Source organism: Chelatococcus sp. YT9 (genome assembly GCF_018398315.1).
Lineage (GTDB): Bacteria > Pseudomonadota > Alphaproteobacteria > Rhizobiales > Beijerinckiaceae > Chelatococcus.
This window is the reverse complement of the sequence record NZ_JAHBRW010000002.1, coordinates 478,863-499,139: the sequence shown is the minus strand read 5'-3', so window position 1 is coordinate 499,139 and position 20,277 is coordinate 478,863. Positions and strand designations below refer to the sequence as shown.

Sequence of the window (20,277 nt, the reverse complement as noted above, 5' to 3'; positions counted from 1 at the left end):
GTCGTTCCATCAGGCGGAATCCCACTGTCCTCCACTCGACAGCGATGTGCAGCGGGCCGAGCATCCGAGGGATAAGACAGGGGATCTCAGCCATGGACCAGAAAAGAGCCTTCGTGACTGGCGCTGCCGGCGGCATCGGCGAGGCCATCGCCCGCCGTCTGGCGCGAGACGGCTATGCCGTCGCCATGGCGGATGTGAACCCAGACGTCGCGGCAACTGCGGCGAGCGTCGACAGTGCGGTTCCTGTGATCGTCGATGTGTCAGACCGCGTGGCGCTGCAGCGCGAGATCGACAGCTTCGCCCAGGGCGGCCTCGATGTTCTCGTCAATAACGCAGTGCTGTTCCACTATGCCAAGCTAACGGATACGCCCGCCGAGATCGTCGACAGGATGGTCGACGTGGGTCTCAAGGGCTCTTTATGGGGCACGCAGGCGGCGACGCCGCATCTGGTGGCGCGCGGCGGCGGCTGCATCCTGAATCTCTCGTCGATGGCAGTGTTCATCGCCATCCGGGAAACGCCAATCTATACCGCGATCAAAGGCGCGCTGGACGCGTTCACGCGGCAACAGGCGGTGGAGCTGGGGCCTTTCGGCATACGCGTCAATGCGCTGGCACCCGGAACGGTGCCGACCCCGGCCACCAATCGTCGGATTGATGCCGATGGTTGGGAATTGCGGCACAATCGCTCGCCGCTGCGCCGGGTGGTTTCGGCCGAAGACATCGCCAACGCGGCTGCGTTTCTGGCATCGGAGGCCGGTTCCGGCATGACCGGCGTGACGTTGAAGGTCGATGCCGGTGCCACCATAGCCGGTCCGCGCTGAAAACCGAATGGAAAACCGGCGCGCGAGCGCCGGCCTCCTAATCATGCCGCGAGCGGGCTACTGGTTCTTGGCGAGGGCGCGGAATTGCGCATCGCGTGTCTTGATCTGCTCGATCAACGCGGCTTCGCCGAGATTGACCGCCTCGTTGTCGTATTTGTCGGCCAACGCCTTGAATTCGGGCGACTTGACCGCGAGGTCGACGGCGGCCTGGAGACAGGCCTTGACCTTGGGATCAAGGCCTGCCGGCGCGATGAAAGTGGTGGCGCTGACGATTGGAATGGCCGTTGCGCCCTGCTCCTCCAGCGTCTTCGAATCTGGCGCGTAGGGCAGGCGGCGATTGGTCAGGGAGGCAATCTGCTTCATGTTGCCCGATTTGAGTTCGGGAATGTGGAGCGTTGCCTGCATGGTCGCGTCCACATGTCCGCCGAGCGCGGTCATCATGGATTCCGACGCCCCTGCACCCTGCACGGGCACGATGTTCACGCCGTATTGCTTGGCGAGTTGCTCGACGACGAGTTGCTGGTTGAACCCCGCGAGCGACACTGTGGCCATGCCCTTCTCGCGGGCGTATTTCACGAAGCTGGCAATATCGTCGAACGGAGCGTTCGAGCGGGCGACAAAGCTGTTCCAGCTGTCCATCGCCGAGCCGAGAAAATCGAAATCGGTATAGCTGTAACCGAGATCGCCGGTGGACGGATTCCAGACCATGGATTCACTGCTGCCGACACCGATATGGTAGCCGTCGGGGCGCATGTTCTTGAGTGACAGGTTCATCACGCCGCTGGCTGCGCCGGGCTTGTTCTCCACCACGATGGTCCAGCCCTGGGCTTTTTCTATGGATTTGGCAATGCTGCGGCCGATCGCGTCGGTGCCTCCGCCTGCCGCAAAGCCCACATAGAAGGTAATAGGCTTGGACGGATAACCCGCGGGACAATCCACCGCCGCTACCGCCGTCGACACGCCCCATGTCAGGCTCGCTGCCAGCACGCTCGGGACGAGCCAGGCCGTGCGACGCCGAAGTTTAGTTCCCATGGTCTTCCTCCCAGATGGTAGGGGCCTTTTTGCCTCCTCCCGCCCAGCAGGCCATGCCGGCACGGGATGCACCACATTCGATCGCGGGCATTTCAACAGATGAAATAGGCGCGATGCGTGGCCGGACTATCATGGGAAATCTGCTACGCCCAAGAGGATAGTGAGCTGGACTGCCCAGTGCTTGAGCCGAGCCGGTGCCAGACCTAACGTGCACTTGCCAAAAAAGAAGGCGTTGACCAGGCGTCGTGGGAATCATCGAGGAGGAGAGAAGGGATGGCGTCACCTGTTTCGCCAGGCGTCCGATTTTTGAGAGTCATCAATAGCAAGGACATTCTTGCGGGGGTATTTTTCTGTGCGATCGGCGTCTTCTATGGGGCGATAGCGCTACGCGACCTGCCCATGGGGCGGGTGTTCAATATGGGGCCAGGCTTTTTCCCTGTGGTTCTTTGCGGCTTGTTGCTGGTGATCGGTCTCGCGCTGATTCTGCGCGCCATCGTCAGTGCGGAACCCGAAGGCGTCGGCGGCGCCCCGTGGCTTGCCATCCTCTTGATCTCGGCAAGCATTGCCGCCTTCGCCATCCTGCTCGAACCGCTGGGACTGCTCCTCTCGATTTTCTGCACAACGCTGATCGCGTCCTTTGCTGCGCCGAAGGCCAAGCCCCTTGCGTCCATCGTCGCCGCTGCAGCAATCGCTGTTTTCTGCGTCGCCGTGTTCGTTTTCGGCGCGCAGATGCAGGCGCCGGTCTTCGGCTCGATTTTCGGAGGCTAGCGGGTGGAGCTCTTCAGCAATCTTGCGCTCGGCTTCTCAGAAGCCTTCCAGCCCATCAACCTGATGTTCTGCTTTATCGGTGTGCTGCTGGGCACGGTGATCGGCATCCTGCCCGGCATAGGTCCGCTCGCGACCATATCCATGCTGTTGCCGCTGACCTTCGGCATGGAGCCGACAACCTCGCTCATCATGCTGGCTGGCATCTACTACGGCTCCCAATACGGTGGATCGACGACGGCCATCCTGGTCAATCTTCCCGGGGAGGCGGCATCGACCGTGACCACGCTCGACGGCTACAAAATGGCCTTGCAGGGAAGAGCCGGCGTGGCGCTGGCGGCGGCGGGCCTCGGCTCGTTTTTCGCGGGCTGCGTCGCGACGGTACTGATCGCTCTCGTGGCCAAACCGTTGACGGCCGTCGCGCTGAGCTTCGGGCCGCCGGAATATTTCTCGCTCATGGTGATCGGCCTCGTCTCTTCCATTGCGCTGGCCTCCGGCTCTCTGCTCAAGGCCTTGGGGATGATCGTGTTCGGGCTGCTGCTCGGCCTCACCGGCTTGGACGTCTATACCAACCGGCAGCGCTTTACGTTCGGTTCGGTCGATCTGTTGGACGGGTTGAGCTTCGTTGCCATCGCGGTGGGTGTGTTCGGCATTGCCGAGATCATCCGCAATCTGCAAAGCAATGACGGGGCACCGCCCAAGTTGGCCGCGGTCGGTCGCATCTGGCCCCGTCTCGATGATCTGCGACGCATGATCGCGCCGACATTGCGCGGCACCGCCATCGGCTCGGCAATCGGTGTCTTGCCGGGCGGCGGGGCCATGCTGTCTTCGTTCATTGCCTACAACGTGGAAAAGCGCGTGTCGCCGAATAGCGCCGAATTCGGCCGCGGAGCGGTTGAAGGGGTGACGGCTCCGGAAGCGGCCAATAACGCGGCGGCGCAGACCTCCTTCATTCCCACGCTCACGCTGGGCATACCGGGCTCGGCCACCATGGCGATGATGATCGGCGCCATGACGATTCAGGGCGTGACACCCGGCCCGAATGTCATCACCGGCAATCCGGCCCTGTTCTGGGGCCTCATCGCCTCGATGTGGATCGGCAACGCCATGCTGATCATTCTCAACCTGCCGCTGATTGGTCTTTGGGTCTCGCTGCTGAAAGTGCCATACCGGATACTGTTCCCTGCCATCATTGCCTTCTCCTGCATCGGCGTTTACAGCGTTTCCAACAGCGTCTTCAGCGTCTATTTCCTGATTGGTGCCGGTCTTGTCGGCTATTTTCTTAGCAAGCTCGATTGTGAATGGGCTCCGTTCGTGCTCGGCTTCGTGCTGGGTCCGATGCTGGAGCACCAGCTGCGCCGCTCCATGCTGATTTCGGGGGGTGATCCAAGCGTCTTCGTGACCCGCCCGATCAGCGCCGTTCTGCTGCTGTTGGCCGTGGGTCTGTTGGTCTTGGTCAGCCTGCCATCAGCCAACAAGCGGCGCGAAGAAGTCTTCACCGAGGAGGTATAGGAACGCGAAAGAGGTGCCGAGCGATATCGGCACCTCCTGTGTCGGGCGGGGAAAATGGGTGTGCGCTGATCAGGTGAAATAGAGCTTGAGCGGCGTGCGGCCGCCGATGGCGTGGCGCATGTCGTCATCGGGCACCCACGCCTTGAGCGCCTGGACAGAAGCCGCATAGGTCACCCTGCCTTCAAAGCCCGCAAAGGGCCAATCGCTCGCCCAGACCAGCCGCTCCCACCCGCCGGCCGCGACCAGCGCTGCAACGCATCTGTCCGCGAGCCCCGGCTGCTTGAAACGGAATCCGGCCGAAAGCTTCACCCAGGTCCGGCCGCGCTCGATGGCGTCCAATATGGCCCGGAACCCCGGATCATCAACGCCGGCTGCTGTGTCGATCAGCCCGATATGGTCGAGCACGACGCGGACACCGGCCGCCTCGATGGCCTTGATGGTGGCGTCGATCCGCTGCGGCCGGTCTGTGAGATGGATATGCCAGCCAAGATCTGCGCAACGACGCAGCAGACGTCGATAGTCCTCCGACGCGAGATCGGGGATGTCCTCGAGCGGGCGCCAGAGGAAGCGTAGCCCGACAAAGCCGTCGTCCCGCATGTGTTCAAGCTGGTAAATATCCCACGACGTATCCACCATGGCCGTGCCGCGCAGGCGCTTATGCGTCTTGAGAGCCAGCCGGACATAATCGTTATAGGTGCCATAGAGGCTGGCCGCCGAGACCACGCCGAACGTCACCCCATGGGCATCCAGAGTATCCAGGCATTTTTCGATCGAAGCATCGTGATCGGGGTGGTGCCAGGCGGTTTTAGCCAGGGGCATGTCGGTGGTGTAGAGATGAAAATGCGAGTCCACCAACGGTGCGTCGTGGTTCATCATGCCTGGGTGTCTCCCCTTGGCGACAGGCCGAGCAGCCGCATCGCGTTATCAGAAATCATCTGCCGAATTTCCTCGGGTTGGTAGCCAAGGTCCAGACAGGATCGCAGCGCCGGGGCAAATCGTTGGTGGATGCTTTCGTTGCCGATACGGCCGAGCTTCGGCACGAGGATGGTTTGGCGCACGGATGCTGCCGAGATAAAGGCCATCAGGGTAGCGGAGCGGGTCTGGCCGCCGAGACAGTCGACGTCCCGATCAGCGCATTGCTCGACGAAGGCCCCCATGCCGGCGAGATCACGCATTTCGGCCATGCCGATATCCGTCAGGAAGCTCGCATGGGTGACCAGCAGCCGCGAAACGCCGCGACGGCGCGCTTCCTCGAACAAGGGCCAGATCTCGCTGATGTGCAGATGACCGCTCGCCAGAACGGCATCATGGGAGGCGATGACATCGAGGATTTCCTTAACCGCGTCGCGCGGCTGTCCCCAACTGTCCAGCACTTCCAGCGCCGGGTGGGTCAAGCTCGCATTTGGCGGTCGCGCGGCGCGCGACCGTGCGACCTGCCGGATATGGTTGGCCGCCGCGATCGTTGGCATGCTGATTAGCCGGCCTCCCAGCATGAGTTCATGCTCCACCGCATAGGGGTTGAGCCCGCCCACGGCGTGGTTGAGCTCGACCCCGCTCAGCAAGGCGGTGGGGCTATCCGCGAATTCGTGACGCCTCAGCGTCTGCACCAGCGGGGCGGGAGAAAAATGACGGTCAGTGAAGACGATCGCCCGCAGGCCAGCCGCCACGCCCTCCCGCGCACGATCAAGCAGATCCAGCGTGGATGGCCCCGCGGGCAGGGCGCCGCGTCCATGCAGATCGACCGCCCCGCGCAGGAGGGCGGCGATCTTGTCGTCAAGCGTGTCTGGTCTCATCTCGGGCGGTCCTGCGAGGCGTGCGGGAACGGCCAGCTTCGCATGATCCAATCACAGGCCGCAGCAGCGTGACGTCCCGATTTCGCGCAGCGAAATGCGATCAGGATAGAAAATGATCGAGGCGCGCGAGGAACTCGTTGCGGCCGCGTTCGGGGCGATCCAGCAGCAGATAGTGCGTGGAGTTGCTGGCACGCCAGTGGATAATTTGGGGTGCGTGATAGAGATCCTCGCAGAACACCGCCATGTCGGTGTCGCGGCACAGCCCGTCATATTCGGGATTCACGATGAAGACGGGGCAGTAGATCTGGCTGGCATGGAACAGCTTTTGGCCCGTGGCGCCCATCAAGTAGAGATCTTCGAGCATCCCATTGGGGCTCCGATAGGTCGGGGGATCGCGGTCGCGGGCTGTCGGATCGCCATTGAGCAGCGCTTCTCGAAAGGCGGCGACCATGGCGGGATCGCGCCACGCTTCCTTATCGGCGATCGGAATCTGCTGGTCCCAATGATGCTCCAGCATGTCGACCCCGTTGAAGGTGTAATTGCCAAATCGCTTCTGGTTGAAATGGCCGGGATTCTCAGGATCGTCCCAGATCGAGCCGATCTTCATCGACGCATGATCAGCTGTGCCGCCATAGATCATGCAGTAGAGCACGATATGGCTGACCTTTTCGGGGTTGAGGGCCGCATACATGGCAACGCAGGTCGCGCCTACCCCCCAACCGAGGAGACCGACCTTGTCCTGACCGGTGGTCTCCCGCAGGTGATCGACGGCGGCATCGAGATCCCGGGTGATCTCGATGGTGCGGATCAGGGGACGGGTCGGCACCGGGGGCTGGTCCATTTCCGGTGGGCGCTCCGATTGTCCGAAGCCGCGGGCATCGACGATGAAGCAGACATGTCCTGCGGCCGCGAGATCGGCTGCGAGGGAACCGTTCTCCACGGGCAGGTCATATTCGCTGATGCCGGGAATGCGCGTTCCGTGCAACAGCACCATCGGCGTGCGGCCGGATGCGGTTGTCGACCGAACTTCCCGTATCCAGATTCTGACGTCATCGCTGGTGGTGAGATGAAAGTCGCGCCGGCTGATAGTCATGAAGTCCTCATCCATGTTTGGATCACCCTGCGCCGGCCGATCCTGTCCGCGAACGATGAAGCAGCCGCGTTTCGCGGCGTGAAACGATGGCCCTCTGGAGGTCTCGATCCCGGGTCGGACAGGTCAGGCAGGATGTCTCTGCTCTCATTCACCAGAGGTGATTCACGGGGTCCCGGGGCGAGCCAAGATGGTGGCGATTGATTGGTGTGGTGATCGGGATGCAACCGATAAGACGAAGTTCCGTCCCTAGTGCACCAATTCCCTCGCGGCGCTCATGGCGGCTTGCATGCGCGCGACGTTCTCGCTGATGCCGTTCGCGGCGTTTTTGAGGTTTGGAACGTAGCGTTCGAGGATGTCGGCGCGTTTCACCGCGCTCGCGTAATAGGTCAGCCCGATGGTGCCAAGCACCCTGTCGCTGCCATGTTCATAGATGGGAACAGCCACGCTCGAGGAGGCCTCCGGCTTGATGGCCCGTTGCCGCTCGGCGAATTGCTGTCGCCTGGTCACTTTGATGATACATTCGATGGCCTCGGGCGCAGCCATCTGATCCTCGTCGGGGTGGGGCGAGGTGGCGAGCAGCCGGTAAATGAGCTTGCGCTCTTCCGCCGGGCAGAAGGCGAGATAGGCGAGGCCGAGCGCCTTGGTGATGAGGCCGAGATGCCTATGCAGCAGCCCGTGGTAGGGCGCGATGGGGCTGTCGCCGCTTGTCGTGTAGCAAACCAGCATGGCATTGCGATCGAGCACGGCGATCGCGGCTGGCCAGCTGAACATGCGGGTCAGTTCCTGAGCCCAGGGACGGCCGGCTTCGACCACCTGTGGCGCACCGTGGAAGCCGCAGCTCAACTCGCCCACCTGCGACGTGACCTGATATCCCTTGCCCCGTGTATCCCGCACCACATATCCCGCGGCCATCATGGTTTCGAGCAGCCGGACGATCGTCGGTTTGGGCAGGCTCGTCAGCCTGTGCATGTGCTCGATCGTCGAGACGCGCTGGCGGTTGAGGATGGCCAGCAGCTCGAGCGAGCGCAAGACGGACGTGACGGGTTCGTAGGATGCCATGATTTTCCTCCCAGAAATCATTGTCACGATGGCGCTTACCTGTTGTCGCGGCAAGTAAAACCGCCGCTGTCAGGCAATCTTCTCCCAGGTAAGGTCACGATACTGAATGATGCCGTCGATCTCCACAGGCGGCGCGGTGAGGATGACACGATTGCCATCGAACCGCGCCGGGCGGACCTGGTCGGTGCCGATGCGGGGCGGGTTGGTCGGGGTCGAGCAGTCCACCGCGGTGATGAGCGTCTTGCCGTCGAACCTGTAGGTGCCGGCATAGGAGGTATATTCGCGCTGGCGCACGCCCTCGGGCAGATGCTCGCGCCCGTCGCAGATCACCACCATCATGCGGTTCTGCTCAGTGAAGGTGATGAGACCCATTTTCAGCGGGCCGTAGGATGGAGGAAGGACGTTGCCGTCCTTGTCCGTGTTGGTGATGTCGACAAGGCGCCAGACGCCGACGAGTTCATGCATTGTTGCGTTCCCTTCCGGGGATTTGGGTGAAGTCATAGGCGGCGGGGTCGGGCTGCCGGGTCATGTGCCAGTAGTCAACGAGGGACCAGGGCGAGTTCGTGGTGACCCGGCCGCTCGAGTTCTTGTACCAGTTGGTTACGCCCGGGAATGACCAGACCATTTCGGACAATGTTGCGTCGGCTTTTTCGTTGTAGGTGTCGTGCGCTTTTTGCGTGCACTCCATGGCAGCGAAGCCACTCTTGATCATCAGCGATAGGCAGGCTGCGATGTAGTGAACCTGACATTCGATCTGGAAGATAATGCTGCCGCCGTGGGCCAGATTGGTATTCGGCCCATAGGTCAGAAACAGGTTTGGAAAACCGGGCACGGTGATGCCGAGATAGGCACGCGGATCGTCATCGCCCCAGATATCGCGGAGCTTGATGCCGCCCTTGCCGATGACGTCCATCGGGTAGAGCATCCGGCTCGCCTCGAAGCCTGTGGCGTAGATGATGACATCGGCCGGATAATGCCGTCCATCGCGGTCAACGATGCCATCGGCGACGATCTCGGCGACCGGTGTGTTGACCAGTTCCACGTGATCGCGGCGCAGTGTGCCGTACCAGTCGTTGTCGCGCAGCGAGCGTTTGCCGTAGGGCGGATAGTCCGGCACCACTTTGGGGTAGAGGTCGGGTCGGTCCCCCATCTCCGCCTCGACATACTTGAGCCAGAGCTTGCGGATTTCGGCGTTTTTTGCGGAGATGGAGCCGGGCTCCTTCCAGTCCGGATCGATCTTGAGCAGGGGATAAACCCCATCGCCATAGGCCCAGAACAGGAGGAACCGATACCAGCGTGCGTAGTGCGGCACATTGGCCAGCACCCATTTGACGTTGTCCGTGACTGTATTGTGGTAATTGTGCCGCGGCAGCACCCAGGGTGCGGAGCGTTGGAAGATGGTAAGCCGGCCCACTTCATCCGCGATGGCCGGTCCAACCTGCATGCCGCTCGCCCCGGTACCGATCATCGCGACCGATTTTCCGGCGAGTTCGACATCATGCTTCCAGCGCGCCGTGTGCATGCTGACGCCCGCAAAGCTGTCGATACCTTTGAGACGCGGATAGGCCGGCTGGTTCAACTGTCCGACGGAACTGATCACCGCGTTAGAGACGACGTGGCGCTCGCCGCCGTCCGCCTGCCTAATCGTCGCTTGCCAGACCGCCCGGAGCTCATCGTAGTGGAGCGACAGCACTTCCTCGCGGAAGCGGACATGGCCGATGACGCCGTATCTGATCGCGCAATCGCGCAAGTACGCTTGCAGTTCCGGTTGCCTGACGTAATAGCGCGACCAGTTGTGATTAAGCGCGAAAGAGTAGCAGTAGAGATGATTGGCGCTGTCCACCCCGCAGCCGGGATAGGTGTTTTCATGCCAGACGCCCCCGATGTCTTGGTTGCGCTCGACGATCTCAAAGGCAATGCCCGCCTGCTTGAGGCGGATGCCCGCGCAAATGCCTGCGGCGCCGGCCCCGATGACAAGCACCTTGAAGGCGTCGGGCCTCTCCCGGGCACCTGCATCCGCATACGGGAGCGGTGCCACGGCCGGGGAGAAGCCGAGATCCTCCAGAAGCATGGTGAGATAGAGGTCGGAGATTTCCTCGCCCACGAAGGCCGCCATCATCCGGCTCAGCACCGAAGGCTCAATGCGATCCGGCGCCCGCCGGTCCTCGGTCAGCCGGGCCGTGAGCCTGTCCAGCAGCTCCTCGACCATGCCTCGTGGAATGGAATGCCTAAATTCGCCGGGACGGCCGAGCAAGGGTGCGTAGCGTTCCAGAAGCGCCATGTCTCCGGTCAATTGGACCAACACCATCAGCAGCACGGAAATGTCCGCATCCTCGAGGGCCGAGCGGATTTCCGCCGGATCGCGCCGGATGGGTAATGTTGCACAGACTGTCATGGCATTCCCTGCCGTGTATGAAGCTGTACAATGCCTAGCCAAGCCCGGTCGGCGGATCGTCCCCTGTCTCCGTTCATTTCATTGAGTGAAATCGAAGACGCCCGGCGCTGCCTTGGTCGCCGCGATGCGGTCTCTTCAGCACAGGAAGCCGAGGAGACGACGATGCTTGAGCCCGATGAGCGCACCGCCCTGGTCGATGCCCTGCTGGAGGGTGCGGTGGATCTGCACTGCCACTCCGGGCCATCGGTGATGGAGCGCAAGCTCGACCATATCGAACAGATCAGGGATGCCGAAGCTGCGGGCCTGCACGCCGTACTGTTCAAGGATCATTTCTATTCAAATGCCCCTGTGATGGCCGTGTTGCAGCATTATTGCCAGGGCAATCGCCCATTGCAGCTGCTCTCGGGCGTGCCGTTGAACAATCAATTGGGCGGCCTCAACCCTTTCGCCGTGGAGCAGGGGCTGGCGCAAGGAGGGCGCATGGTGTGGATGCCCACACTATGCGCCCACAACCACCTCACGACGGCGTTCCGCTATAATCTTCACGGGCGCCTCGGCATGCGGCCGCCAAAAGCCCTTGGCGTGCTGGACGACTATGGGCGGCTGAAGGACGAGGTGAGGCCCATCCTCGACCTGATCGCTGAATATGATGCTGTTTTGTGCGGTGGCCATCTACATGTCAGTGAGATGTACCCCTTGTTTCGGGAGGCCAAGGCGCGCGGGGTCACCCGCATGGTGGTCAGTCATCCCACCTACTGGATCGAGGCGAAGATTGAGGATTTGACCGAACTTTCCGGAATGGGCGTGTATCTCGAGCATTGCGCCTGCATGCTGATCGAGGGTGTGTCGCGAAAATTCGATTTCGAGACGCTGCGCCTCTACGTCGAGGCCGCCGGGATCGAGCGCACCATTATCGGCTCCGATCTCGGGCAGACCTTCAATCCGCGGCCGGTTCCGGGGTTTCGGGCGGCTATCGCGCTCTGCCTCGACCTCGGCTTCACACCGCATGAGGTTCGTCGGATGACATGCGAGAACGCCTGTCGGCTGGTCGGAATCAACCCGCCCGACAATGTTGCCTATCGCAATGACAAAGCCACCGCCGGGATCTGATGGCAAAGGACGGGCACGGTCCCCCGCTGCTCGTCTCTCAGGCCCCGGACAATGAACCGGTCTTGAGGTCACTGAAGCTTGACACCCACGTCCGTGATAATCGGACCCCAGGTTTTGAGCTCTTTGGAGATAGTGTCAGCGAGGCCCTGTGGATCGCTCGGGTCCGGGATAATCATCAGTTTGGCGAGGGCCTTAGCCGTTTCAGGCAATGACAGATATTCGGTTACGGTCTGGTTGATGACCCGGACAGCCTCGTCGGGCATGCGCGCTGGTCCGAGCAGCGAATACCAGATGTAGGATTCGAACGCGATGCCGCTTTCCCGCAGTGTTGGCACATCGCCTGGCATCAGCGGATTTCGCTCGGGACCGAGCTGAGCGAGATAGCGCACGCTGCCTTGCTCCACATAGGGCAGGTAGGACGGCATGCTATCGCTCGACGCCTGGATATGGCCCGCCAAGAGGTCGGGGATGAGGGTGCCGGAACCGGTATAGGGAATGATCTTCACGTCGATCTTGGCTTCGCGCTTGATATATTCCATTGCCACATGTCCAAGACCACCGATGCCCGGATGGGCCACCGAGACCTTTCCGGGATTGGCACGAGCATAGTCGATGAATTCCCGGAGGTTTTTATAGGGCTGCTGCGCGCCTGCGGTGATGACCATGGACGAGGTGCCCAACCGCATGATCGGTCGGAGATCGGTCTGCGGATCGTAGGGGAGGTTCGGGTAAAGCAGCTTCGCATTGGCAGCATTGCCATTGGTCGCGAACAGGATGGTATAACCATCAGGCTTTGCGGAGGCGACGGCTTTGGCGCCAATCGTGCCCGAAGCACCAGGGCGGTTTTCGACGATCACCGGCACGCCGAGTTTCTTCGTCATGTATTCGGCAATCATGCGGGTGAAGACATCGGCGCCACCCGGCGGAAAACCGATGACGATCGTAATCTGCCGCTCCGGATATGCCGCGAGCGCCGCGCCGGCGGAGAGTGGCAGGGCCAGTATGCCCGCCATGGCCGCAAGAGCGGCCTTACGCAACAATTTCATAGGGGCCTCCCCGAATTCTTTTGATCTTGCTGATGTTTGATAGTGTCTCAGAAGAGGCGCGGCGGGACTGAATTATGCGTTGATTTCGGGAGGCGAAACGGCGGCGTCCAGGTTGAGCATGGCGGCGCCGTTTCGCGCGATCATCGTGGTGATGTCATCCTGTTCGACGCCCAAATCCAGCAGTTGCCCGACGAACGTGCGGTAGCCGTCAACAGGCTTGGCCGAGCCGCGCAGCCCGAGGTCGGAACCGAAAATGGTGTTCTCGACACCTGCGACTTCAATGAGATGTAAGGCGAAATCAGGCTCGAACTTCTGCGCCCGGCCGGGGATGAACTGGCAGATGGAATGTTCCATCTTGGCGCCGAGGCTGACGAGGGCACGAATATCATCATCGTCGCAGCCAATAACGTAGGTCGGATGATTGACCATCATCTTCTTGAGGCCGCGCCGCTTGCCTTCCTCGAACAGGATCAACAATTCCTTGGCGCTGAGATGCCCACCGGCAAGGATGACGTCTGCAGCGGCGATGAGGTCGAGGACCTTGAGCGTTTCGTCGGTCAGCCTGCCATTGGCGTCGAGCACCGAGAGCGGAATGGGATCCAGCGCGCCTTCCACCTTCGGGAAGGTTTTTGCTTCGGTCGCCATTTTGTCGATGTGATTTGCCGCCGACAGCGTTGGCATCCATACGATCTTGGCGCCGAGCTTGACGGCGTGATCGACAGCATGCGGATTGATGCCGCCCGAGGCGTTGTTGAGCGCGAGGCCGGAAAACATCCGCGTTCTCACTTCGGGAAACAGCGTTTCCAGAAGTATCGCGTGAGGTGTGCCGAGATAATAATGATCCTTGGTGACTACGGCGCGGAAGCCGGCGGCCGATGCTTCCTGCAATTGATCATGATGATCAAGGATGCGGGGCATGACGGCAGGTCCACTATGGCAATGCAGATCGACAGCCCCAACTAGCAGCGCACTGACGACGACGTCGCGCTCTTGTCCGGAAAGAGAAATGTTGGCCATGGGAAAGTCCTTGCTGTCCGGTCAGGTCGATGCCGCTTCGGGATACTCGTCTGCGTTGAGCACCCAGCCAGGCTGCTGTGAGAAGTCGTGGCGGGGCGGGCAGAAAATGTCGATCAGAAAATTGGTGTCAGTACCGATCGCCTCGGACGTATGGATCACCTGGGCCGGAATGACAGTGACGGACGGCGAATGGCAGAGGGCGTGATCGTCGTCGCGCCAAAGATCGGCGTCGTTGCCCCAAGGCCAGCGCAGATGATGCACATAGCTGCCTTCCAGGCTGAGGGAGCACTGCTGGAAATCGGCGTGGCTGTGCGGTGACATGCTGGAGCGTTCGCGTGGCCCGCTGCGGGGATAGATGTAGTTGACCATGAAATTGCGGCTGCGGAACAGCCGACCCAGGCGGCCGGGCTCCTGGGCGATGTCCATCGAATAGACCCTCACCTTGTAACCGCCGGCTGGCTCGGGCCACGGTTCGAGCGGGGCCACGTTGGGATCGTCCTCGTAGCCGTCAGGGCATAGCGCGACGATGTCGGCCGATGCCGTGGTGAACAGGCGGACAAGGCGTCCTCCTGTGGTCATCTCGATGCGGCTCTCGCCCGGCGGCACGAAGACGATCGAATGCCCCGCAGCCTCGATCCGCTCGCCTTGCCACGTGATGGCCGCTTTGCTTTCAGGATCGGGCAAGAGGAGGACGAACTCGTCCGGCTGGCTGTCGCGCATGAAGGCAGCACCGGCTTTCGTTTCCGAATAGGCGATTACGAAATTCTGCGCGCGAGCATACCAGGTGCGGGCCGTGCTCAATTGCTCCTGCGGCTCGGTCTCATAGAAGCGCGCGTAGTTGGCGGATGCCATGTGCTGCGATGGCTTGGTCGAGGCACCAGCGGTGAGTTTGGAGCGGGGATCGGAAGAGACATACATGAAGAAGTCCTGGAAACGGAATGGAGATTATTGGCCGGTATGCTCTGCCAGCGATTGCTTGGCCCCGCGCCGGAGAAAGGCGAGGTCCGACCCGATGAGGAAGGACGAGGCGCCGATGGCGCTCATGGTTTCGCGGTCGGCGACGCTTTCAGCGACGGTCAGCAGCAGTTTGCCGGATTTGCGCGTCCCTGCGGCGATGATCCCGACCGCTTCGACCACCCGGGGCGCTGACGTCGTGATTTCCCCCATGGCGATCGAAAGGTCAGCCCGGCCGATGAAGATGGCGTCGATCCCATCGACGGAGGCGATGGCCTCAATGCGTTCAATTGCGGCCGGGTCCTCGATCATGGCGATGCAAAGCACCTCGTCATCTTGCCGGGTGATGTGTTCCAGGACACCGGCGGCGCCGTAGCCCCCGGCGCGCCCGGTGCGTGAGAAGCCTCTGCCCCCCGCGCGATAGCGGCAGGCGGCCGCGATCTGCATGGCCTTGTCGACGCTGTCCACATGCGGCACCAGCACCCCGGCTGCACCACAATCGAGGACGCCCAGGATATTGCTGGCCGAGGCGTCACCGACGCGAACCAGGGTGGGCAAGTTGTTCGCCCGGCCGGCCAGAATGATCGTGTCGATGGCGTGGCGGTCAAATGGCGCGTGCTCCTGGTCAATCACCACGAAGTCGTAGCCGACCGATGCCACAAGCTCCGTCGTATGCGTGGTGGGCACCTTGATGAAGGTGCCGAACAGGGTTTCGCGCGCCTTCAGGCGCTGTGTGAAGCTGCGCGAGCCGCCATGGGTTACGGACATTCAGACACCTCTCCGCCGATTGTTGGCAGCAAGCTAGGCGCTGGTCGCGCGGGGAGGCACTGTTCAGTCGGAGAGTTTCGCATAGCGAAACGCAAGGACGAAGCGTTCGACAGTTCAGCCGCACCGTTCGATGAAGCAGGGCAAAGCGCGGCGGCATAGGGAGACGCAAAATGGCTAAGCTGGATGGCAAGCGCGCGTTCATTACCGGCGCTGGTGGCGGCATCGGTGCGGCGATCGCAAGGGTCTTCGCCGAAGAGGGCGCCAATGTCGGCTTGGCCGACATCAATGGCCCGCTCGTCGAAAAGACCGCCGCCGAAATCGCTGGCGCCCGGGCCTATGTCGTTGACGTCCGCGACCGGTCTGCACTGCATGCCGCAGTCGACGATTTCGCGGCGGATGGACTGGATATCTTCGTGAACAATGCGGTGGCGTTCTACTATGCGCCGCTGACTGAAATGCCCGAGGACATAACCCATCGCATGCTCGATGTCGGCATCAAGGGAACATTCTGGGGAACCCAGGCGGCGACGCCGCATCTCGTCAGGCGCGGGGGCGGCAGCATCATCAACATGTCGTCCGTGGCCGTGTCTTTCGCCATCAAACATGCAGCCGTCTACACCGCGATCAAGGGAGCGGTGGATGCCTTCACCCGTCAGCAGGCGGTCGAGCTCGGCGCTCATGGAATTCGGGTCAATGCCCTGGCGCCCGGCGCGGTGGAGACCCCCGGCGCCAGTTCGGTGATCGATGCGGAAGGCTGGGAAAAGCGCCGCGCGATGACACCCCTCGGGCGCCTGGTGACGGACCGCGAGGTCGCGGCAGCCGCGGTTTTCCTGGCGTCCGAAGAAGGCGTCAGCATAGCCGGCGTCACGCTCAAGATCGATGCCGGCATCACCATCGCGGGCCCCCGATGAGCGCCTCGAAAACCATCGTCGAAACCATGGCGACGGACCTGTTGGCTTTGCGTGCCGATGGGTTGCCCGCCGATGTCATCGCGAAGGCGAAACTGTGCCTTTGCGACTATTTCTCAGCCGCCTACGAGGCGCGCGACCTGCCCTGGAGCCGCGAAGCCGTGTTGCGCAGCGAGCCCGTGAGGAATGGTGCTGCCTCCATACCCCTGGCCGGTCTTGCAAACCCGGGCGATGCCGCCTTCGCCAACGCCGTCGCCGCGCATGGCCTGGTGCGGGAGGACATGCACGTCGGCGCGATCGCCCACCTCGGTATCGTGGTGTGGCCAGCCTTGCTCGCCGATCTTGCGCAGGCTGGGCGAACTGTAGCCGGGCGTGAATTGCTCGCCGCCGGCATTGTCGGCTACGAGGCCGGCGCGTGTCTGGGAAGCGCACTGATGACAGCCGAACTGGCGCGGCTGTTTCGTCCGACGGGGCTCGTCGGGCCCTTCGCTGCCGTGGCAGCGCTTTGCCATTTACGGGGGTTCGATACCGAGCAGACCGCCTCGGCGCTGTCGCTGGCCGTGAACTGCGCCGCCGGCCTCAATCAATGGCCGGTTCCAGGCGGCAGCGACATGTACTTTCACGCCGGTTTTGCCGCCCGCAACGCCCTGGTCTGCGCCGATCTGGCGCGGGCTGGAGCTTTCGCGACGCGCGATATCATCGAAGGCAACGCCGGCCTGTTCCGGGCCTTCGCCCGCCGCGATCCAGCCGTGCCGAAGCCATTGTTCGCCGACGGCCAGTACGAGATTGTCAACGTATTCCATAAGCAGGCCCCGGCCTGCAACTTCGCGCAAACGCCGAGCCAGGCCGCGCTCGCAGCCCGGCTGCAAATGGACGACGGCAGTTCGCGGGTGGTGGCGATCCGCATCGATGCTACAGAGGCCGCGTTGCTCTATCCCGGATGCGACGCCACGGGCCCGTTCGGCACCATGCTTGCTGCGAAGATGAGCATCCAGTTCGGGGTCGCCGCTGCCGTCGCCCGCGGAAAGCTCGACGCCTCCAATTACACCGACCTCGACGACCCCGAGATTTCACGGCTGATTGCAGCGACGACGCTCGTGGCTGCGCCCGATCTAACCGCCGCCTATCCGCGACGCCAGCCCGCCAGGGTCACGCTGACGCTTGATGATGGCCGGCAGATCGAGCGGGCGTTGGATGATGTGCTCGTCGCGACGCCCGCCATGGTTCAGGAGCGCTTTCGAGCATTCGCGGCGCAGGCGCTGGGCGAGGCGCAGGCTGGCGCCCTTGCCATCTTCATCGACACTCTCGCCGATGCTGACGATGCTATTCCCCTCAACGCGCTGCAAGTGCCGCGCGTCCATCACTGACAGGACAAGACAATGGATCAGAAAACCTTTGATACGGGCCTCGAAATCCGCAAGGCCGTGCTCGGCGCTGAATTCGTCGAAAAGTCCTTCGCGTCGGCTGACGACTTCAATCGACCGATGCAGGAACTGACCACCGAGTATTGCTGGGGCGCGGTCTGGGGCCGGGACACGCTCGATCGCCGCACGCGCAGCCTGCTCAACCTCGCGATGATCAGCGCGCTGAACCGGCCGCACGAACTGAAGATGCACGTCAAGGGGGCGCTGAGGAACGGCGTTTCCAAGGAGGAAATCCGCGAAGTCTTCCTGCAGGTGGCGATTTATTGCGGCATCCCCGCGGGCGTCGATTCCTTCCGCATTGCGCGCGAGGCCTTTGCTGAACTGGACGCGGGCAAATAACGACCTGTCGGAGCGCCGCTGTGAACGATCACCTCTACGAAGCCTATGCCATTGCCTATGCGCGGCATGAGCGCGGCGCGGCCGAGAACTTCATCGGCGGCGACCCGCACAATGGGCCGATGCCGTTGAATTATTATGTCTGGGTCCTGCGCAATGCCGCGCGCACGGTCGTGGTCGACACCGGCTTCGATCAGCGCGGCGCGCAGCTGCGCGGCAGGACGATCGTGCATCCCGTGCGCGAGGGCTTGATCGCGCTCGGGGTCGATCCTGAAACCGTCGAGGATGTGGTCATCACCCACATGCATTATGATCATGCGGGCAATGACGGGCTTTTTCCGCGGGCGCGCTTCCACCTCCAGGACAGCGAGATGGGTTTCGCCACCGGGCGCTGCATGTGCCATCCGGGCATGAACCATCCCTATGAGCTGGAGGACGTGGTGGCGATGGTCCGCCGCGTCTATGCCGGGCGCGTCTGTTTCCATGATGGCGACAGCGAGCTTTTCCCCGGCATCACCCTCCACCATCTCGGCGGGCATGCGCGCGGCCTGCAGGCATTGCGCGTCGAGACCCTGCGCGGCCCGGTGATCATTGCCTCCGATACCGCGCATCACTACGCGCATCTGCGCCGCCGGAAGGTCTTCCCGACGGTGGACAGCGTCGCCGATGTTTTCGCCGGCTATCAAAGGCTGGAGCGGTTGGCGCCCGGGCTCGATCACATCATTCCCGGCCACGACCCGCTCGTCACAGAGCTCTACCCATCCCACAGCAGCGCCACCGCCGGTTGGATCAGCCGGCTGGACGCGGCACCCAAACCTTTGCCGGCTCTCTAACGACGGCTTGAGGAAACACGAGGGGTTTTTCATGGATTCGCGCCAGATTGGCTTTGTCGGCCTCGGTCGCATGGGTGGGCCGATGGTGGCTCGCCTGCTTGCCGCCGGTCATAAGGTTACAGTTTTCGATACGAGCGCCGAAGCGGTCCGGCGGGCCGAGGAGCGCGGGGCGATTGCCGCGGCCTCTCCAAAAGGAGTTGGAGACAACGCTGACATCGTGCTGGTCAGTCTCCCCACGCCCGACATCGTCCGAGCCGTCGTTCTGGGCGCCGATGGCGTGGCCGGAGGGGAACGCGTCAAGACCGTCATCGACCTGTCCACATCCGGACCGAGCGCTGCGGCACATATCAGCGCCGGCCTGGCGGAGACGGGCCGTAGCTGGCTTGACTGTCCTGTCAGTGGCGGAATCGCCGGCGCGACGAATGGCACGTTGGCGGTGATGGTTTCCGGTCCCAGAGCCGCTTTCGACCAGGCCGAAGACATCATCGCCAAATTCGGCCGCATCTTCTACGTTGGGGAAAAGGCAGGTCTGGCGCAGGTCGCCAAACTGGCCAACAATCTACTGGCCGCAGCCGCCATGGTGGTCTCCTCCGAGGCCATGGTGATGGGCGCCAAAGCTGGCATCGATCCCCAGGTTCTTCTCGACATCATCAACGCTGGAAGCGGACGTAACAGCGCAACGCAAGACAAGTTTCCCAAATCCGTCCTGCCGGGCAGTTTCGACTTCGGTTTTGCTACGGGCTTATCCTACAAGGACGTGCGCATGTGCATCGACGAAGCCGAAGCCATGGGAGTTCCCATGGTGGCCGGGGCGGTCGTCAGGCAGATGCTGGCCGTTACCAACGCCAAGTTTGGCCCTGGTTCCGACTTCACCTCGATTTGCCGGGTCGTCGAAGAATGGGGCGGCGTTGAGGTTCGCGCCTGATTGTATCGGGGAGGAGAGGCCATGGATATCAACCGCAAGGACCTGACGGCGGGACTGATCTTCATCGCCTTTGCCGCCACCTATGGCTACATGTCGCTCAACACGATGTCAGTCGGGACGGCAACGCAGATGGGGCCAGGGTTCTTTCCGGCCATGCTCGCGGCCTGCCTTGCGGTAACAGGCGTTGCTGTCATCGTCCGCGCGTTCTCCTCGGGGTGCGAACGCCCGTTCGGGGTGGTTCCCTGGCGGGCCATCACTTTCCTCTCTCTTGCCACGGTGGTCTTCGCGGCCTTTGCCGATCAACTGGGCATGTTGCCCGGCACCTTTGTCACCACGTTCACGTCGTGCCTTGCCAGCCCGCGCATTTCGCTCAGGCAGAACCTTCTGATCAGCATTTGCTTGGCGGTGTTCTGTAGTCTCGTCTTTAGTATTGGGCTCAATGTACCTTTGCCGATTATTGGCGGTATATTCCGTTCCTGAAGAAAG

21 protein-coding genes are annotated in these 20,277 nt (G+C 62.2%); 10 read left to right on the top strand and 11 right to left on the bottom strand.

The features are described 5' to 3' along the window. Positions 1–92 precede the first annotated feature (92 nt). On the top strand, positions 93–821 hold the full coding sequence (locus KIO76_RS22325; RefSeq protein WP_213325795.1) for an SDR family NAD(P)-dependent oxidoreductase: 729 nt from the start codon (positions 93–95) through the stop codon (positions 819–821). A 57-nt stretch (positions 822–878) separates the two neighbouring features. On the opposite strand, the gene KIO76_RS22320 is transcribed toward KIO76_RS22325, so the two are convergent. After that, positions 879–1,853 carry a tripartite tricarboxylate transporter substrate binding protein gene (locus KIO76_RS22320; protein ID WP_213325794.1) on the bottom strand — a complete coding sequence of 325 codons (975 nt, stop codon included), beginning with the start codon at positions 1,851–1,853 and terminating at the stop codon, positions 879–881. A gap of 273 nt (positions 1,854–2,126) precedes the next feature. On the opposite strand from KIO76_RS22320, the gene KIO76_RS22315 reads away from it, so the two are divergent. Both KIO76_RS22315 and KIO76_RS22310 read left to right on the top strand, forming a co-directional pair. Continuing rightward, positions 2,127–2,621 (top strand): tripartite tricarboxylate transporter TctB family protein, encoded by a 495-nt coding sequence (locus KIO76_RS22315; RefSeq protein ID WP_213325793.1) that lies wholly within the window; start codon positions 2,127–2,129, stop codon positions 2,619–2,621. A 3-nt stretch (positions 2,622–2,624) separates the two neighbouring features. Then, positions 2,625–4,130: a tripartite tricarboxylate transporter permease gene (locus KIO76_RS22310; protein ID WP_213325792.1), complete on the top strand. Its 1,506-nt coding sequence runs from the start codon at positions 2,625–2,627 to the stop codon at positions 4,128–4,130. Between the two features lie 69 nt (positions 4,131–4,199). Here the strand turns inward: KIO76_RS22310 and KIO76_RS22305 are convergent, their stop codons facing one another. The 6 genes from KIO76_RS22305 to KIO76_RS22280 form a co-directional block, all read right to left on the bottom strand. Further along, positions 4,200–5,006, bottom strand: coding sequence for an amidohydrolase family protein (locus KIO76_RS22305; RefSeq protein WP_213325791.1), 807 nt, complete (start codon positions 5,004–5,006; stop codon positions 4,200–4,202). After that, entirely contained in the window at positions 5,003–5,923 is a 921-nt protein-coding gene (locus tag KIO76_RS22300; protein ID WP_213325790.1) for a DUF6282 family protein, read from the bottom strand. The genes KIO76_RS22305 and KIO76_RS22300 overlap by 4 nt, the downstream gene beginning before the upstream one ends. A gap of 100 nt (positions 5,924–6,023) precedes the next feature. Further along, complete coding sequence (locus KIO76_RS22295; RefSeq protein ID WP_213325789.1) at positions 6,024–7,016, bottom strand: alpha/beta hydrolase; 993 nt, start codon at positions 7,014–7,016, stop codon at positions 6,024–6,026. A 246-nt stretch (positions 7,017–7,262) separates the two neighbouring features. Continuing rightward, positions 7,263–8,075, bottom strand: a complete 813-nt coding sequence (locus tag KIO76_RS22290; RefSeq protein WP_213325788.1) for a DNA-binding transcriptional regulator — start codon at positions 8,073–8,075, stop codon at positions 7,263–7,265. Between the two features lie 69 nt (positions 8,076–8,144). After that, entirely contained in the window at positions 8,145–8,540 is a 396-nt protein-coding gene (locus KIO76_RS22285; protein WP_213325787.1) for a lipocalin-like domain-containing protein, read from the bottom strand. Continuing rightward, a complete protein-coding gene (locus tag KIO76_RS22280) occupies positions 8,533–10,470 on the bottom strand; it encodes a flavin-containing monooxygenase (RefSeq protein WP_213325786.1) in 1,938 nt (645 codons plus the stop codon). The genes KIO76_RS22285 and KIO76_RS22280 overlap by 8 nt, the downstream gene beginning before the upstream one ends. 162 nt (positions 10,471–10,632) lie before the next feature. Here KIO76_RS22280 and KIO76_RS22275 point away from each other — a divergent pair, with 162 nt between their 5' ends. Then, positions 10,633–11,580, top strand: coding sequence for a DUF6282 family protein (locus tag KIO76_RS22275; protein ID WP_213325785.1), 948 nt, complete (start codon positions 10,633–10,635; stop codon positions 11,578–11,580). Positions 11,581–11,648: 68 nt separating this feature from the next. Here the strand turns inward: KIO76_RS22275 and KIO76_RS22270 are convergent, their stop codons facing one another. The 4 genes from KIO76_RS22270 to KIO76_RS22255 form a co-directional block, all read right to left on the bottom strand. After that, entirely contained in the window at positions 11,649–12,626 is a 978-nt protein-coding gene (locus tag KIO76_RS22270; RefSeq protein WP_213325784.1) for a Bug family tripartite tricarboxylate transporter substrate binding protein, read from the bottom strand. Between the two features lie 72 nt (positions 12,627–12,698). Beyond that, positions 12,699–13,643 (bottom strand): DUF6282 family protein, encoded by a 945-nt coding sequence (locus tag KIO76_RS22265; protein ID WP_213325783.1) that lies wholly within the window; start codon positions 13,641–13,643, stop codon positions 12,699–12,701. 21 nt (positions 13,644–13,664) lie between these two features. Further along, positions 13,665–14,561: a cupin domain-containing protein gene (locus KIO76_RS22260; protein ID WP_213325782.1), complete on the bottom strand. Its 897-nt coding sequence runs from the start codon at positions 14,559–14,561 to the stop codon at positions 13,665–13,667. A gap of 27 nt (positions 14,562–14,588) precedes the next feature. Beyond that, positions 14,589–15,365 carry an HpcH/HpaI aldolase family protein gene (locus KIO76_RS22255; RefSeq protein WP_213325781.1) on the bottom strand — a complete coding sequence of 259 codons (777 nt, stop codon included), beginning with the start codon at positions 15,363–15,365 and terminating at the stop codon, positions 14,589–14,591. A gap of 170 nt (positions 15,366–15,535) precedes the next feature. Here KIO76_RS22255 and KIO76_RS22250 point away from each other — a divergent pair, with 170 nt between their 5' ends. The 6 genes from KIO76_RS22250 to KIO76_RS22225 are packed head-to-tail and all read left to right on the top strand — an operon-like array spanning position 15,536 to position 20,271. Continuing rightward, the gene (locus tag KIO76_RS22250) at positions 15,536–16,276 is read left to right on the top strand and encodes an SDR family NAD(P)-dependent oxidoreductase (protein ID WP_213325780.1); all 741 of its coding nucleotides are present in this window, start codon (positions 15,536–15,538) and stop codon (positions 16,274–16,276) included. Next, a complete protein-coding gene (locus KIO76_RS22245; RefSeq protein WP_213325779.1) occupies positions 16,273–17,640 on the top strand; it encodes an MmgE/PrpD family protein in 1,368 nt (455 codons plus the stop codon). Before KIO76_RS22250 ends, KIO76_RS22245 begins: the two co-directional genes overlap by 4 nt. A gap of 12 nt (positions 17,641–17,652) precedes the next feature. Continuing rightward, positions 17,653–18,036 carry a carboxymuconolactone decarboxylase family protein gene (locus KIO76_RS22240; protein ID WP_213325778.1) on the top strand — a complete coding sequence of 128 codons (384 nt, stop codon included), beginning with the start codon at positions 17,653–17,655 and terminating at the stop codon, positions 18,034–18,036. A 20-nt stretch (positions 18,037–18,056) separates the two neighbouring features. Beyond that, on the top strand, positions 18,057–18,866 hold the full coding sequence (locus KIO76_RS22235) for an N-acyl homoserine lactonase family protein (protein WP_213325777.1): 810 nt from the start codon (positions 18,057–18,059) through the stop codon (positions 18,864–18,866). 31 nt (positions 18,867–18,897) lie between these two features. Further along, a complete protein-coding gene (locus KIO76_RS22230; protein ID WP_213325776.1) occupies positions 18,898–19,791 on the top strand; it encodes an NAD(P)-dependent oxidoreductase in 894 nt (297 codons plus the stop codon). 21 nt (positions 19,792–19,812) lie between these two features. Next, entirely contained in the window at positions 19,813–20,271 is a 459-nt protein-coding gene (locus KIO76_RS22225; protein WP_213325775.1) for a tripartite tricarboxylate transporter TctB family protein, read from the top strand. Positions 20,272–20,277 lie beyond the last annotated feature (6 nt).